General features: G+C 47.9%; 17 protein-coding genes. 8 read left to right on the plus strand and 9 right to left on the minus strand.

Annotated features, from left to right (window positions below; genetic code table 11):
• Positions 1 to 65: 65 nt before the first annotated feature.
• Complete coding sequence (locus tag AY633_RS13965; protein ID WP_058381306.1) at positions 66 to 269, minus strand: YheE family protein; 204 nt, start codon at positions 267 to 269, stop codon at positions 66 to 68.
• Between the two features lie 77 nt (positions 270 to 346).
• Here AY633_RS13965 and AY633_RS13970 point away from each other — a divergent pair, with 77 nt between their 5' ends.
• From AY633_RS13970 to AY633_RS13980, 3 genes are all read left to right on the plus strand, one after another.
• Positions 347 to 1495 carry a DUF445 domain-containing protein gene (locus AY633_RS13970; protein ID WP_253183199.1) on the plus strand — a complete coding sequence of 383 codons (1149 nt, stop codon included), beginning with the start codon at positions 347 to 349 and terminating at the stop codon, positions 1493 to 1495.
• Positions 1496 to 1508: 13 nt separating this feature from the next.
• Positions 1509 to 1856 carry a YlbF family regulator gene (locus AY633_RS13975; protein ID WP_068461241.1) on the plus strand — a complete coding sequence of 116 codons (348 nt, stop codon included), beginning with the start codon at positions 1509 to 1511 and terminating at the stop codon, positions 1854 to 1856.
• A gap of 87 nt (positions 1857 to 1943) precedes the next feature.
• Positions 1944 to 2723, plus strand: a complete 780-nt coding sequence (locus AY633_RS13980; protein ID WP_068488877.1) for an enoyl-CoA hydratase — start codon at positions 1944 to 1946, stop codon at positions 2721 to 2723.
• Positions 2724 to 3070: 347 nt separating this feature from the next.
• On the opposite strand, the gene AY633_RS13985 is transcribed toward AY633_RS13980, so the two are convergent.
• Complete coding sequence (locus AY633_RS13985; protein WP_068488878.1) at positions 3071 to 3256, minus strand: YhzD family protein; 186 nt, start codon at positions 3254 to 3256, stop codon at positions 3071 to 3073.
• Positions 3257 to 3380: 124 nt separating this feature from the next.
• On the opposite strand from AY633_RS13985, the gene AY633_RS13990 reads away from it, so the two are divergent.
• The 5 genes from AY633_RS13990 (at position 3381) to yhaM (ending at position 10596) form a co-directional block, all read left to right on the plus strand.
• A complete protein-coding gene (locus AY633_RS13990; RefSeq protein WP_068488879.1) occupies positions 3381 to 4280 on the plus strand; it encodes an ABC transporter ATP-binding protein in 900 nt (299 codons plus the stop codon).
• Entirely contained in the window at positions 4273 to 5523 is a 1251-nt protein-coding gene (locus AY633_RS13995) for an ABC transporter permease (RefSeq protein ID WP_068488880.1), read from the plus strand. The genes AY633_RS13990 and AY633_RS13995 overlap by 8 nt, the downstream gene beginning before the upstream one ends.
• Before the next feature lie 98 nt (positions 5524 to 5621).
• The gene (locus AY633_RS14000) at positions 5622 to 6836 is read left to right on the plus strand and encodes a metallophosphoesterase family protein (protein ID WP_068488881.1); all 1215 of its coding nucleotides are present in this window, start codon (positions 5622 to 5624) and stop codon (positions 6834 to 6836) included.
• Positions 6833 to 9661, plus strand: a complete 2829-nt coding sequence (locus tag AY633_RS14005; protein WP_068488882.1) for an ATP-binding protein — start codon at positions 6833 to 6835, stop codon at positions 9659 to 9661. Before AY633_RS14000 ends, AY633_RS14005 begins: the two co-directional genes overlap by 4 nt.
• Positions 9658 to 10596, plus strand: coding sequence for a 3'-5' exoribonuclease YhaM (yhaM, locus tag AY633_RS14010; RefSeq protein ID WP_068488883.1), 939 nt, complete (start codon positions 9658 to 9660; stop codon positions 10594 to 10596). Before AY633_RS14005 ends, yhaM begins: the two co-directional genes overlap by 4 nt.
• A 38-nt stretch (positions 10597 to 10634) precedes the next feature.
• Here yhaM and AY633_RS14015 read toward each other — a convergent pair whose 3' ends face one another.
• The 7 genes from AY633_RS14015 to AY633_RS14045 all read right to left on the minus strand — a co-directional run bounded on the left by AY633_RS14015 (position 10635) and on the right by AY633_RS14045 (position 15015).
• Complete coding sequence (locus AY633_RS14015; RefSeq protein WP_068488884.1) at positions 10635 to 11561, minus strand: peptidylprolyl isomerase; 927 nt, start codon at positions 11559 to 11561, stop codon at positions 10635 to 10637.
• Positions 11562 to 11811: 250 nt separating this feature from the next.
• On the minus strand, positions 11812 to 11997 hold the full coding sequence (locus AY633_RS16835) for a hypothetical protein (protein ID WP_068461259.1): 186 nt from the start codon (positions 11995 to 11997) through the stop codon (positions 11812 to 11814).
• Between the two features lie 59 nt (positions 11998 to 12056).
• Complete coding sequence (locus AY633_RS14025) at positions 12057 to 12602, minus strand: DUF3267 domain-containing protein (protein WP_068461261.1); 546 nt, start codon at positions 12600 to 12602, stop codon at positions 12057 to 12059.
• A 104-nt stretch (positions 12603 to 12706) separates the two neighbouring features.
• A complete protein-coding gene (locus AY633_RS14030) occupies positions 12707 to 13267 on the minus strand; it encodes an HTH-type transcriptional regulator Hpr (RefSeq protein WP_068465618.1) in 561 nt (186 codons plus the stop codon).
• A 115-nt stretch (positions 13268 to 13382) separates the two neighbouring features.
• Complete coding sequence (locus AY633_RS14035) at positions 13383 to 13823, minus strand: YtxH domain-containing protein (protein ID WP_068488885.1); 441 nt, start codon at positions 13821 to 13823, stop codon at positions 13383 to 13385.
• A 123-nt stretch (positions 13824 to 13946) separates the two neighbouring features.
• A complete protein-coding gene (locus tag AY633_RS14040; RefSeq protein WP_068488886.1) occupies positions 13947 to 14480 on the minus strand; it encodes a tryptophan transporter in 534 nt (177 codons plus the stop codon).
• Positions 14481 to 14583: 103 nt separating this feature from the next.
• Positions 14584 to 15015 (minus strand): HIT family protein, encoded by a 432-nt coding sequence (locus tag AY633_RS14045; protein WP_068488887.1) that lies wholly within the window; start codon positions 15013 to 15015, stop codon positions 14584 to 14586.
• Positions 15016 to 15123 lie beyond the last annotated feature (108 nt).

A 15123-nucleotide genomic window follows, 5' to 3' on the forward strand; every position in this document is an offset into this window, starting at 1 on the left:
CTATCTTTATAATATAGCTACAGCTCATGACAAAAATAAAAAAGCGCCGGAATTTTGCCGGCGCTTCAATCGTACACGTGATAGAGCATTAGCTCATGGACCATTTTTTTAATGGCTTCTTCATCCTGTGGCGGTGCAGATTGCCAGACAATCGAGCCGTCCGGATGATACTCGCCGCGAATGCGTTCATTGCGGTAAAAGAATGAGATGTTCCAGCCGGGCAGCCGGCTGTCTTCGAACATCGGCTTGAATTTAAAATGCTGCAGCATCAGAATCCCCCTTTGATCGTCTCTTCCCATTATAGGGGAAGCGGCGCAATAGACAAAGAAGAAATGAGTGACCTTAGTTGAATATTCTACTGACATTAACATTAATGGCCTTTATCGGCGCTTTGATCGGTGGCATGACGAACCATTTGGCAATCAAAATGCTGTTTTGGCCTTACGAAGCGAAATACATCGGCAAGTTTAGGCTGCCGTTCACCCCGGGGCTGATCCCGAAGCGGAGAGATGAATTGTCGCGCCAGCTCGGCCGTACGGTTGTTGAACACTTGTTGACACCGGAAACCTTCAAAAAACGCTTTTTCAATGAAGCGATGCACAAGAAAACCGAAGCTTGGCTCAACCGCCAATTGGACTTGCACCTGTTTTCTTCAACGCGCACATTCAATGACTGGCTAGATCTCGCCAATCAACAAGGCGTGGAACGCAAGCTTGAAGCACAGCTCGACGGCTTGGTCGATCGCAACCGGGAGGCAGTTGAAACTTATGTAGCAGGGAAATCCGTTCGTGAATTGCTGCCGGATGCCTGGAAGCCAGGAATCGAAGAAAAGATTTTCAGCGGTGTCAAATACGCCATTAACAGGGGTTCGGATTATTTTGAATCGCCTGCGGGGCGACAGACCGTTAAAAGTTTATTGGATGAATTTTTGGTATCGCGCGGACGCTTCGGTACAGTGCTTCATAATTTATTCGGCGATTCGCAGTCCATCACGAACAAGACCCAATCAGAAATCATCAAATTCCTCAACTCGCCAAAAACTTTCGAGCTGCTGGGCACATTGGCATTCCGCGAGTGGGAAAAGCTCCAGGACAAGCAGGCAGATGAGCTCTTGAAGGAATTTGATGCAGAACCGGCAATTGCAGCCATCAAGCAATATGTCCGTGACCAGGCCGGCATTTCCGCAAGGCTAGACGCATCACTTGCAGAGACATGGCCTCGGGGGTTAGAATGGACAAGTGTCAATATAACGCCTCTCATCACGGACTTCGCGTTCGAGATGGGAGAGCAGAAGTTAGAAGAGACCATATTGAAAATCGACATGGAAAATATGGTTAGGCAGCAAGTCGATTCTCTGCCGCTCAGCCGATTGGAAGAATTGGTGCTTGGGATTTCACGGAGAGAATTCAAGATGATCACGGTACTGGGCGCATTTCTGGGGGGCTTTATCGGCATACTCCAGGGTTTGCTCGTCACGGTACTGAATTTAGGATAGAGGAGAGATTTACATGGCAGTAAATATTTATGACGACATCAACAAATTAGAATCATCGTTCCGCACAACAGAGGAATTCCAAAAACTTCAAGAAGCGGTTGCACAAGTAACGGCAGATAGCGAAGCGAACGAATTGTTCAAGAAATTCCGCGACCTGCAAGTTACATTGCAGCAAAAACAACAGCAAGGCGAAGAGATCACAGAAGAAGAAATGATGGGTGCTCAAGCGACAGCGCAAGCAGCTCAAGAAAACCCGAAAATCTTGTCTATGCTCGAAGCTGAAATGGCACTTAGCCAAATGATCGAAGAAGTAAATCGTGTTTTGATCAAGCCTGTACAAGAACTTTATGAAAGCATGTAATTCCTAACAAAAAAGGATTTTCGAAAAAGACACCGAATACGTAAAGATGAATGCTAATTCATTTTTACGAAGGGGTGTCTTTTTCTTATGTATCAAACGATTATGTTGAAAAAAGATGGGCGTCTGGCTTATTTGGTGTTAAACCGTCCAGATTCGATGAATGCGATGAACGCGAAAATGATGGGGGAACTTGCGGACTGTTTTGAAACTCTGAAGAACGACTCATCGATACAGGCGTTGATCATTTACGGAGCGGGGCGGGCGTTTTCTGCCGGAGGCGATATTAAGGAAATGGTCGACCCGAAAAATCCGATGAATATTGATGTGGTCATGAAAGACGTCAGCCGTTTGGCAAAAGCGCTGTATACGCTGCCGCAAGTCACCATTTCGGCTATTCACGGGGCATCGGCTGGGCTTGCTTTTAGCATGGCGCTTGCCTGTGACCACGTGGTGGCGGAAGAAAGCAGCAAGCTGGCGATGAATTTTATCGGCATCGGGCTGATTCCGGACGGCGGCGGTCATTTTTTCTTGAAAGAGCGCGTCGGGGTGCCGCGGGCGAAGCAATTGATCTGGGCAGGGCAAGTGTTAAAAGCGCATGATGCGCTCGCCAAAGGCTTGATCGAAGAAGTAACGGCTGAAGGCAGGGGCTTGGAGCAGGCGGAGAAATACGCCTATGAAGTGCTCGCTTCTCCGGTAGCGTCGATGTTGAAATCGAAAGAAATCCTGCACGGCCTGAAGCTTGCGGAATTGGATGAAGTGCTTGCTGGCGAAGCGTCAGGCCAATCGGCTATGCGCAAAACGGCTGACCATATCGAAGGCATTCAAGCATTTGTCGAAAAGCGCAAGCCCACTTTTAATGGGGAATGAAAAAGACTGGCGGGCTTCCGCCAGTCTTTTTCAGCTTGTCAAGAAAGGTGAAAAGTCGTATTTTCCGAAGCTTATCGCACGACTCCGTGGGCTCGCGCCCAAGCCTCCTCAGCCGCTTCGCGTCTTGCGGGGTCTCGGTCGTCTCGCTTTACCACTGGAGTCGAGCGAACACTTCTCCAAATACTTAGAGAGTTCGTTGATTTATCATTGTAGAGTAGTCTCCCACTCTTTTCATCAATGGAGGATAATGAACTTCTTCAACACTCTGGAAAAGACTGGCGGGCTTCCGCCAGTCTTTTTTTGCCGAAAAATAGGCATAAGAAAAACACGGCCGCGGCCGTGTTTTTTTAAATATGGAACAAAAGCAGTTTGCCTGCTGGAGATGCAAGCCGGTGGGTTTTTTCGGTCAGCGATTTTTCTTCGAGCAATGCGAGACCTTTTTCTTTCGCTTCGTCGTCCGTCTCGGCGGTGAACGTTTCTTCCTCGATCAATTTGCCGGTTTTTTCGTAAGCCGTCAGTTTGTATGTTCTCATATTCGGCACCCCTTTCTGAACGGTTATTCAGTTTCAGTATAAAGGGTTTAGGCAAAAATGTCCTGCCATTTTGAAACATTTCCAATTGGCTTCCGTATAGTAAACAGGAAAGGGGACGTGAATAATGACTTTATCGATTAAAAACGCAACAAAACAATTCGGCGATTTCACGGCAGTCGATGATATTTCCCTCGATGTCGCCGAAGGGCAGATGCATGGCTTTCTCGGGGCAAACGGTGCGGGCAAGACGACGACTTTTCGGATGGCATTAGGTCTTCTTACACCGACACAAGGCGAGGTGCTGTGGCAAGGGCGCCGCATCAGTTACGCGGACAGCCCGGATATCGGTTATTTGCCGGAAGAGCGCGGCTTGTATCCAAAGATGAAAGTGCAAGATCAGCTCGTCTATTTGGCGCAGCTTCGGCGCATGGGCAAAAAGCAAGCGGAACAAGGCGCAACTGAATGGCTTGAGCGCTTTGAAGTGCCTCATTATGCCAATAAGAAAGTCGAAGAATTATCGAAAGGCAATCAGCAAAAAATCCAGCTGATCGCATCTCTCCTACATAACCCGAAATTACTGATTCTGGACGAACCGTTTTCCGGTTTGGATCCAGTCAATGTGGAAATGCTGAAAAAAGCCATCCTGGATTTTCAAAAGCAAGGGGCGACCATCGTATTTTCCAGCCACCGTATGGACCATGTCGAGGAATTATGCGATGACATGAGCATCTTGGACAAAGGAAAACTGATCGTCCACGGATCGATTCGTGAAGTGAAACGCACATTCGGCAAGCAAAATGTGCGCATCCATAGCGATTTCGATATCACCGCGCTGAGCGCAGTGCCGGGGGTTGAGAAATTCACGGCGCAACGAGGCGGCGGCGTGTTCCGCGTGACCGATGAAGCGGTCGGGCAAACTCTTCTCGCCCGCGCTTTGGAGATCGGGCCGGTGCGCCAGTTTGCGTTAGAAGAGCCGAGCCTGGAAGAAATCTTCATCGAAAAGGTGGGGCGTGCCCATGTATAGTTTCTGGATCATTTTCAAACAGGCATTTAAGACGAAAGCGATGACGAAATCGTTCATGATTACAACACTCGTCGTGGTCGCTTCCTTTTTCCTTTTGGCCAATTTGCCGTCGATCATCGAGTCGTTCAGCGGCGACGGTGACGCACAGCAAACACTGCAAGTGCTCGACGGCACAGGACAGTCTACAGAAGCTTTGCAAGCGCAGCTCAGCCAGCAAGACAGCACCATTCAATTAGAAGCAAGCGAGCTTTCAGAAGAACAATTAAAGGCGGATGTGGAAGAAGGCAACATCGATGCATATCTTGTGCTGGAAGGTGAAGGCCAACTGTCTGCTCGTTACGTAGCTGAGTCCGCTACTGACTCAGCTGAAGCCGCAGAACTCGAAAACGCGCTTCAAAATTTGCAGACGGCAAGCGTCGCCGAGCAACTGGAGCTTGAGGAAACCGAATTGACCAGGTTGTTCGCGCCCGTTGCAATGGAGCGGGAAGCACTTGCCGAGTCGTCTAAATCGCAAGAGGAACTAAGCCAGGCTAGAGGCCTCGTCTATATTCTGATCATGGTCATTTACATCGCGGTCATTTATTATCCGAACATGATCGCCATGGAAGTGGCGAACGAAAAATCCTCCCGTGTCATGGAAATTTTGATTTCGAGTGTATCGCCGGTCAAGCATATGTTTGCGAAGATCGCCGGCATCGGCTCGCTCGGCATTTTACAGATGATGATATTTGCACTGGCTGGGTATTTGGCGATCCAAAGTTCAGGCTCGGATTTGACTGAAGGCATCTTTAGCGTCATGGGCTTTTCCGAAGTGAAGTTTAGCACGTTCTTCTATGCCATCCTGTTCTTTTTGCTGGGCTATTTCCTCTATGCGGTGCTCGCGGCATTGCTCGGCTCGCTCGTCAGCCGGACAGAGGATGTCCAGCAATTGATGCTGCCGATGATGATTTTGATCATTATCGCATCGTTTATCGCGTTCTCGGGCATTTCCATGCCGGAAGCGACTTATGTGACAGTCGCTTCCTATATTCCGTTTTTCGCGCCGCTCGTCATGTTCTTGCGTGTCGGCTTGCTCGATATCCCATTATGGGAGCCATTATTGTCAATTGCGATTATGCTGCTGACTATCGGCCTACTCGGTTGGTTCGGCGCTCGTGTTTACCGCGGGGGCGTCTTAATGTATGGATCTTCGCAATCCTTAAAAGACATCCGCCGGGCAATCAAACTGGGCAACGAGAAATAACGAAAAACTGCTTGTGGGAAGTTTCCGCAGGCAGTTTTTTTTCGTTTGTGAAAATGGTAAGATAAGAACAAATATTCGCTTTCGAAAAGGGGATTACGATGGCAAGCATTCGATTTATCCACAGCGCTGACCTGCATCTAGGCAGTCCGTTCAGCGGCATGAAAGGGCTCGGCGCCGAGCAATGGAAAAGGCTTCAAAACAGTACATTAGAAGCGTTTGAACGGTTGATTTCCTATGCGCTTGAAACGCGCCCGGATTTTCTATTGATCGTCGGGGATGTCTACGACGGGGAAGACCGCAATTTACGCGCGCAGCATAGGTTTCAGCAAGGCATGGAACAATTGCAAGAAGCGGGCATTCCGGTTTTTTTAAGCCACGGCAACCACGATCATTTAGGCGGAAACGCCGCGAGTTTCAAGTTGCCATCAAATGTCCACGTCTTTCGTGACAGTGTCGAAAATGTGGAATTGCCAGTAGGCAGCGCCATAGTGAATATTGCCGGATTTAGCTACGGCCGCCGCCATGTAACCGAACCGATGATCGATCACTTTCCACAGAAACAAGCAGGCGTCCTCCAAATCGGCATGCTTCACGGATCGGAAGAAAGCGATACAGAACACGCGGTATACGCCCCGTTTCGAAAAGAGCAATTATTGGCCAAGAACTACGATTATTGGGCGCTCGGCCACATCCATAAGCGCCAACAGTTATCGATAGACCCTCCGATTGTTTACCCTGGAAACCTGCAAGGGCGTCATCGGAAAGAGTCAGGCCCAAAAGGCTTCTATGAGGTCTCGTTAAGAGATGGCCATGCCGAATTGGAATTCATCCCGGTGGAAGCGGTACGTTTTGAGCGAATCGTGCTTGATTGCAGCGGCGTCCAGCATATGAATGAGTTGTTCAGTAAGGCCAAACAACAGCTCGAGGCGCACGAATCGGGAGCGCTCGTCGCAGAATTGGAGCTGCATCATTTAAGCGAGTCGGCAATCCACATGCTTCGGGACATCTCATCCGTTGAACTTTTAAACGCTTTACGCGAAGCGCTTAGTGAATTGGATGACTTTGTCCATGTTTCAAGCGTACAGCTCGTTACGGATGGACTATCTGCGGAGACATCGCCTTTTGGCAAACAGCTCGCGAGCAGATTGGCAAGCTGGGAGACGGATGACTGGAAGCAGGTATTGAAGGAGCTTTATAACCATCCAAGAAGCGGGCGTTTCCTGCCACAATTTGACGAAGGGCTGCAAGAAGAATTGCAGGCAGAAGCACAATCGAAAATCCGTAAAATGATGGCATTGGAGGACCAGCGATGAAAGTAGAAAAACTGATTATATACGGGTTTGGCCGACACGAAAACAGAACTATCGAATTGAACAAACCCATCGCTGTTTTTTACGGAATGAACGAAGCGGGAAAAACGACGATTCAGCAATTTATCCTGCAAATGCTGTTTGGATTTTCAGCACGCAGCCAGCCGCATAAACGCTATGAACCCAAAGCTGGCGGCAAATACGGAGGCCAACTACATGTAAGCGATCCTGTCTACGGACAGGTTGTGATCGAACGGATAGCCGGCAAATCAGCAGGCGATGTAAGGGTTTGGTTTGAAGATGGACACCGCGGGGGCGAGGTGGAGCTTACTGAGTTATTAAGAGGATACGACAAAGCTTCTTACCAAGCAATTTTTTCTTTTTCCGTTCACGAATTGCAGAATCTGGATCAAATGACCGAACAAGAGCTAACGCGCACTCTTTTGTCATCCGGCACGGCCGGCGTTGATCATGCTGGGAAAATGGAAAGCCAGCTCGAGCGCGAAATGGCGGAATTATTCAAGAAGGCGGGGAAACTGCCACTGATTAACCGCTTAACTGAGGAAGTGCGAGAACTCGAAAAAGCCTTACGCGAATACAAACAGCGGGCAGAAACCTTTCGCCCGACGACCGAGCGGCTAGAACTTATCAAGCAGCGCTTGGCTGAAGTGGACCATGCCGAGAGGGCAGTTATCCAAGACATCAACGAAGCCGAGAAATGGCAGCAGTCAGCTCCATTGATTTTAAAACAACACCAACTTGAACATATACTGGAAAAGGGGCCGGTCGACTTTCCGGAATCTGGCATCCGGCAGTACGAGCGCCTGCTCGATCAGCACAATGAGTTGCTGGCCGAATCTGCCTTTTTGGAAAATGAACTTGGGCGTTTAGAGCCGGTGGGTGAACAGCCTGAAACAGCAGCTTTGTCCGATTTGCTCAGCCGCGAAGCCGAGTGGCACCAAATCAATTCGTCCCTGAATGCAAAACAAGAAGAGCATCGCCGATTGCAAGACGAAGTTGGGCGTTTGTTGAAACTATGTGGCATGACACAAGAGCAGGCACTGCTAGCGGATGCCTCGCTTGCACAAGAAGAGCGGCTGAAGAGGGTTCTGGAGAAGCTCCAGATCGCTGAACAGGAGCAAGCTTTCCAACAGCGCCGATTGTCTGAAGAGCGGGAGCGGCTGGTAGAAGCGGAACATGCTTTTAAGAAATATCTCGAAGCGGAGCCGCCGGAAGAAGAGCGGAAGCGCGCAGAACAATGGGCTGAGATTAAGCCGCAACTAGCGATGGAAAAGCAGCAAAAACGGCAAATGGGAATGGCTGCCAATAACCGGACGGCCCAATTCCTGCTCGGGGCCATCGGAATTATTGGCCTGGCCTTCGCAGTGATTTCTCTAGATGCTTTTACCGGGCTGCTTTCTGTCCTGGCGCTTGGCGCAGCATTGTGGCTCTGGCTACGTGACAAAAAGTCGCCAAACGACACCACGAATGACCTGGTGGAGCGATACGGCGGTCAGGAAGCAGAATACGAAGCCTTGCTCATGAAGCTAGCGGAATACGATAAAGGCCTGGATGAACGATTTGATGCGATCGAAGCGAGCAAGCGAAAAATTGCTTCATTGCCACAGACAGATAGCCATAAGGAGTTGCGGGAATACCGGGAATTGCTGGAATCGCTCGGTTTTCCGGAAGAAAGCTCACGCGCAACCATCCTGACACTTTTCGATAAATTGCGTGATGTGCATGCAACTACGGGGCGTCTTGAACGCCTATTTGAAGACATTGAAAAACTACAAGGCGAACAACAGGAGTGGCTCACTCAAGCGCAGCTTGCATGCGGCAAAGCTGTTTCTACAAGTACGGTCATCAGCCTGTTACGAGCAGAGTGGGAACGACGAAACCAGAAGCTCGAACATGCCGGAAAAACAATCGAAAAAACCGAGCAACTAGAGCAGCAAGCGCGAAAATGCGAAGAAAGCTTAGCCAAGATTTCCTCAGCAAAAAATGAGCTATTTGAACGGGCAGCGGTGGCGGATGAAGATTCTTTTTACCGAGCAGCCGATTTGGCGCAACAGGTGCGCTCTGCTCAAGAGCAATTGGCCATGGTTCAATCGCAGCTAGCTGCCATTGGAAAAGTGAACAAACCAGAGGCGCTCGTCGATGAAGAAAGCGCACAATCATTTCTCGACGATTCTCGGCAAAAGCTTGTTGAATTGCAGGAGGAGCGACACTCTTTATGGGAAGAACAAGCAGAAAAGCTTCAGTTGACGAAGCATTTGTTGACAGATGAAGGCCATTCGATGAAACTTCAAGAGTTAGAAGTGAAAAAGACGGAGTTTCAAGAAGCGGCTAAAGAATGGGCGGTCAACCGAGCGATTGTTGAAGTGTTCAAGCAAACGATGGATGAATTGAAAGAAACGAAGCTGCCGGCAGTGCTCGAGCGTTCAGAAGCGTACTTTAGCCAATTAACTGGCGGTGAGTACATGCGCTTATTGCTTAGCCAGGAAGGTCATTTTGAAGCGCTGCGGCGAGACGGCTTGCGTTTCCGCGTGATCGAGCTAAGCCAGGCAACAAAAGAACAGGCCTATTTGGCACTGCGTTTTGCGCTCGCCTCTTCTTTGAAGGAATCCCATCCGTTTCCAATCATCATGGATGACCCATTTGTCCATTTTGATCGCCTGAGAAGCCAGCAAGTGATAAAATTAGTGGAAGAGCTGCAGCGAGACCATCAGTTCATTTATTTCACCTGTCACGAAACGATGCGGCAAGCTTGGCTTGATGCCCAGCAAATCGACGTGGCGAATCCTGAAAGGAGCATCCAAGCATGACAAAAGGAATTACAACCCGTGCTGTCGGGGAGACAGTCGATGATTTTCTACTGATCAAGCAATCGGTCAAAGGCGTCACGACGACCGGCAATCCATTTATGTCACTCGTCCTGCAAGATAAGAGCGGGGACATCGAAGCAAAGTTATGGGACACGAAAGACGAACATGAACGGATGTATGCGGCAGAAACGATTGTTAAAGTCGGCGGAGAAATCCATAATTATCGCGGTAAAAATCAATTGCGCATCAAAAGCATTCGCCCGGCGAAGCCGGAAGAAAACTTGACGATCGCTGAATTTTTGCCTTCAGCCGCTCAAAGTGCGGATGAATTGCACGAAGAAGTAACCAAGTTTTTATTCGAGATGGAAAATCCGCAAATCCAGCGCATCACACGCCATCTCCTCAAAAAATACCAACAGCAATTCCTGACCTTCCCGGCCGCAACGCGCAATCACCATGATTATGTATCGGGCCTTGCGGATCATGTCGTGTCGATGCTCAAGCTCGGGAAAGCGATTTGCGAAGTGTATCCGAGCCTGGACAAGGATTTATTGTATTCGGGAATCATTCTTCATGATATTGGCAAAGTGTTTGAATTGTCTGGCCCGATTGCAACGACTTATACAATAGAAGGCAATCTGCTTGGCCATATCTCCATCATGGTAACCGAAATTGCCAAAGCCGCTGAAGAACTCGGCATTGAAGGGGAAGAAGTAATGCTCCTTCAACATATGGTCTTGTCGCATCACGGCAAGGAAGAATGGGGCAGCCCGAAAAAGCCGATGGTGAAAGAGGCGGAAATCCTCCACTATATCGACAATATCGACGCGAAAATGATGATGCTTGACCGCGTGCTTGGAAAAACAAAAGAAGGCGAGTTTTCAGAACGCGTCTTCGCGCTCGACAACCGCTCTTTCTACAAGCCGAAACTATAAGCAAAGAAAACCCCCGACAAAGATGTCGGGGGTTTTGCTTATTCAGCTGGAGTTTCTTCTGTTTCTTCCGTTGGTGCTCCTTCTTCCGGAGCCGGTTCTGTGTTGAGAATTTCATCAAGTGCGCCTTCAAGTTCTTCGTCTTTGATGTCAATATTTGCTTCTTCCATCAAAGCTGCGACTTTCGGAAGCAACGTGGATTGGTCTGCTTTTGCCATAGCGATTTCAGAACGCAAAGCGTCTTGCTGTTCTTCTAGCGGCTTTTGTCCTTCTACTTCACGGGTTTCGGTTACTTGGATAATGTGGAAGCCATGTTGTGATTGAACCGGTTCGCTGATTTCGTCGACTTCTAGGGAGTAGGCAGCATCTTCGAATTCAGGCACCATCATGCCTGTGCCAAACCAGTCAAGCGAGCCGCCGTTAGCAGCAGAACCCGGATCAGTGGAATGTTCTTCCGCTACTTCCGCAAAATCTGCGCCTTCGTCAAGTTCCGCTTTCAATTCATTAGCGGTTTCTTCATCCGCAACCAGGATATGGCGGGCATTCAGTTCCGTTCCTTGACGTTTGTATTGCTCTTCGATTTCCTCATCCGTTACTTCAACATCTTCCGTCAAAGCTTTTTCCTGAAGCAAGTTCAGGCGGATGACTTTTTTGTAGCTTTCTTCTGTATGGTTGTTCTGAGTGAGGAATTCATCGAAATTTTCACCCATCTCTTCTTTATTGCTCTCAAGTTCTGCCTCGACTTCTTCGTCAGACACCTCGTAATTTGCTCCCAATACTTTCTCAATCATCAAGATTTGGATAGCTTGGTCGCCGACAGACGTTTTCATTTCTTGGTATAGCTCTTCTTTGGTTACGTCTCCGGCATCAGAAGTGACAAGCACTTCGCTATCGGAACCGTTGTCGCTGCATGCGGAAAGGGCAAGAACCGCTGCCGCGATGGAAAGGGTAAAGGCTGATTTCTTCATTGATGTTCGCTCCTAACTTTCTTTCAATCTAAGTTGAATGTAATAGGTGTAGGCTGTTGATTTTTCGCAAAGAAATGAGAGCCACAAGCATATCGCAGCAGACGGTCTTTGCGTTTGTTTTCAATAGATGCCGTAGTTACTATATCATAAACGAATGAAAAAATAAAAAGTTCCAAAAAATTGTGAATTCGTTAGAAAGTGGGGCTATTCTAAACGATGCCATAGAAAAAGCACTTGCTCGGGCAAGTGCTTACGGAGTGAATTCCACACCAACGTATAAGGTGAGAAGTAAAATAAGAATTAATATATTAATCGTACGAAAAATCTTTTCGTGGTTTTCTTCAGGAATTTCCCGGGATGTGACTAGTGCTAACGTCATCCGGTTAATCTGGAACACGTAAAACACTGAAAAAATGACAACTAACGCGACTATCATGAGTTTCCTCCCCTCTGACCTTAACTTCCATTATAGCAAAATGGACAGAAAAAAGCAGGTCAGGCAATTGGCTGCGGCACCAAGATCTCAAATCCTGTATCCGTTTCTTCGATAAGGGCGTGCCGCGGCGAGCGCGCCAAATTACGGATATAGATTAAATCAGTTACAGATAAAGCGCTATGGTACGCAAGCAAAATGGCGAAATAATGGCTATAGGCCGGCCAAATGATGCTCAGCGCGACAATGGCCGTGTTAATGACCGCAAACGGTGCGACAAGCGCGAGCATGAAACGTGATTTCCGGACCGGTTCTTTAATATATAAAGAAATCGTCGGGCACAGCTTCAATTGCTTGCGCATGCTGATCTTCAAACATTTGCGGCTTCCCAGTAAGGGCATCAGGTGCAAAAGTTTATGGATCGGGTAGATCGCCAGCATGCCGATCATGAACAGCAGAAAGTTTTGGTCGGATAGCGGGTCTGCGTACATAATAGCCAGCAGCATGTAATAGCTGGTGAAAACTCCGGCGCCGATCAGCGCGGAGATGAAGAACAGGCGGTCAGAGCCGTATTGTTTTTTGACGTTGATTGTTTTCCAGCAATGCATATGCGTATCTCCCATTGATGTATAGTGTTGATGAGCCGATACATACAATACAACGTTTCCTGGGGGAATGCAAGCTTCTTCAGCGATATTTTTTTTGGAGTTTTTTAAGGGTTTTTGTTCTCCGTCAAAACATGGTTTTCTTCATTGAAGCGATTCTCAATGTTCTTGAAAGAGGCTTCAAAAATCTCCATGAAATCATCGCCGTAAATGTTTCGGATAATCGCCATGACATCCATGAATTCGGGGAATTTTCCGTACAGATTACGAAGAGGAAGAGAGCCGTCCACGACTGAATGGGGTGTGTCGTGATACCGTTCGATCATCTCCTGCATCAATTCTTCGCCTTTTTGGGTCAACTCTACATATGTATTGCGTTTGTCGGTATCACGTTTCGAGAACGACAGCAATTCGCGTTCTTCAAGTTTTTTTGAAAAGTTGAAAGCTGTAGAAACGTGCATGACCCCGAACTTGGCCACATCAGAGATGGAAGCTCCTTTCAAATGGTAGGAAATCCATAAAATGTGATGTTCATTAATATTCAAGTCATAAGGTTTTATCCACATCTGCCAATCTTTCTCGACCGCTTTCCATAATGCTTTTGATAATTGCCCAATTCTTTGGCTGTATAGCATTGCTTCTTTCATCGTATATTCTTTATCATTCACGCGAGCACCAACTTTCACCGGAAATATTTTCTTTATTATAGCAATAAAGCAAAGTGAATTAAAGTGAGAATAGTAAAATAATTTAGTCAAAAAAAAACAACCTGACCAGTAGTGGTCAAGCTGTCTCGGAATCATCTTTGTTTTTCGCTAATTTCGGGTCGATCTTTGTCGGCCTGTCATTCTTTTTTTCTTCTTCATCTTTGTTTTTGCTGATGCTTGCCTGCAGCTGCTCGATGGAGTTTTGAATCGCTTTGATCTCGAGCTGCAAATGCTCTTTGGCTGGAGCTGTGTCTTCCTGCCACGATTGGAGTGAGGCTTTCAAGCCATCCACCGCTTCTGGCACTTGAGTTTTCGATTCTTCTGTCAGGTGGTTGATGGAGTCTTTTAATTCATTAATGCGGGCTTTCAGCTCGTTCATCGACTCTTTCCATTCCGAGCCGCTTGATTTGATGGACGTTCGCAGTTCCTCACCGGATTTCGGAGCGGAGAGGATGGCCGTCACGGCACCGGCAATGAGACCGGCACCGAGGCCGGCAAAAAAATTCGAAACTTTCATAAGTGTAAGCGCTCCTTTCGTATCTATCTTTCTTTTCCTTTATTTCACTTAATTAAAACATGGAATGAATGGCTATTCAATAAAAAATGCCTTTCCCTGCAAAAGGGAAAGGCATTTTAGGTATTAGCGAGTCTGTGCGGCTGTAGAACTTTGGAAGTTCGAGCGCTTCATGAGCCCTGTGACAATCGGGAACATGACCGCAAAAGCAACGCCGTTCATGATCGTGGCCGGCACGACTACCGTTGCAAGCAAAAGCGTGAACGGAATATCGGCCCCCAGGATGAAGATCGCTGCCGACAGGAAAATGGTTCCTGACAACACCGTTCCGATTGCAGTAAGCGCAATGCCAACCGGCAACTTAGCTGCATGTTTTCTCAGTAACGACACAAACGCGAAAAAGACGAATGCGGTGATGAACTTATCAATGATGTTCGGGAAAAAGCCTCCCGGGAAACTTGAAAACAATCCCGAAATGATTCCGGTGGTAACAGCAAGCAAAAAGACACTTTTTACATCGCGGAATAGCAAGATGCCGATAAACATCATCGTTAGCATAAAGTCGGGTTTCATCCCGCCGTTGATGCCTGGAATCACCACATACAAGGTTGCGCCGACACTGACAAGCAGCGCCATTAATACAAGATTTTTCGTTTTCATTTCTCATCTCTCCTCAGCTCAAGCTAGTTTCTTTTTCCCGGACGTGCCCTCATGGCCGCCGGCGAAAAACGTAATTCGATCTTATCTTGTGCCGTGCAGAAAATCAAGCCTCAGAGGTTAGTTTCATCTTGACCTGTTCGGCAAGCTCCTGGATTTTCTCGGTAGTGTATTCTTTTTCCTTGGTCATCCACTTGGCGCCAAATCCGTCGCTCGCATCGTAGCGCGGGATGAAGTGCAAGTGGAAGTGGAAGACGCTTTGCCCAGCTTTTGGGCCGTTGTTGTTCAATAAATTCATGCCTTCCGGTTCGAAGGTTTCCTTAAGGGCACTGGCGATTTTCGGCGCAACACTGAACAATTGGCCAGCTTCATCCGGTGTCATATCGTAAACAGACGCACGGTGGGTTTTCGGGATTAGCAGCGTATGGCCTTTCGATAAAGGCATGATGTCCATAAAGGCATAGACATGCTCATCCTCATACACCTTGACGCTCGGGATGTCTCCATTAATGATTTTACAAAAAATGCACTCGCTCATAAACTCATCCTTCCTGTAATGGGGTGGCCGTTCTAGTTTCAGTTTACCATATTCCTAGCGTGCATCATCCTTAGCAGGGAACGAGTTGTTGAAAGAATTCCCCGCGCA

This window comes from Planococcus maritimus (genome assembly GCF_001592825.1).
In the GTDB taxonomy this organism is placed as follows: domain Bacteria; phylum Bacillota; class Bacilli; order Bacillales_A; family Planococcaceae; genus Planococcus; species Planococcus maritimus_C.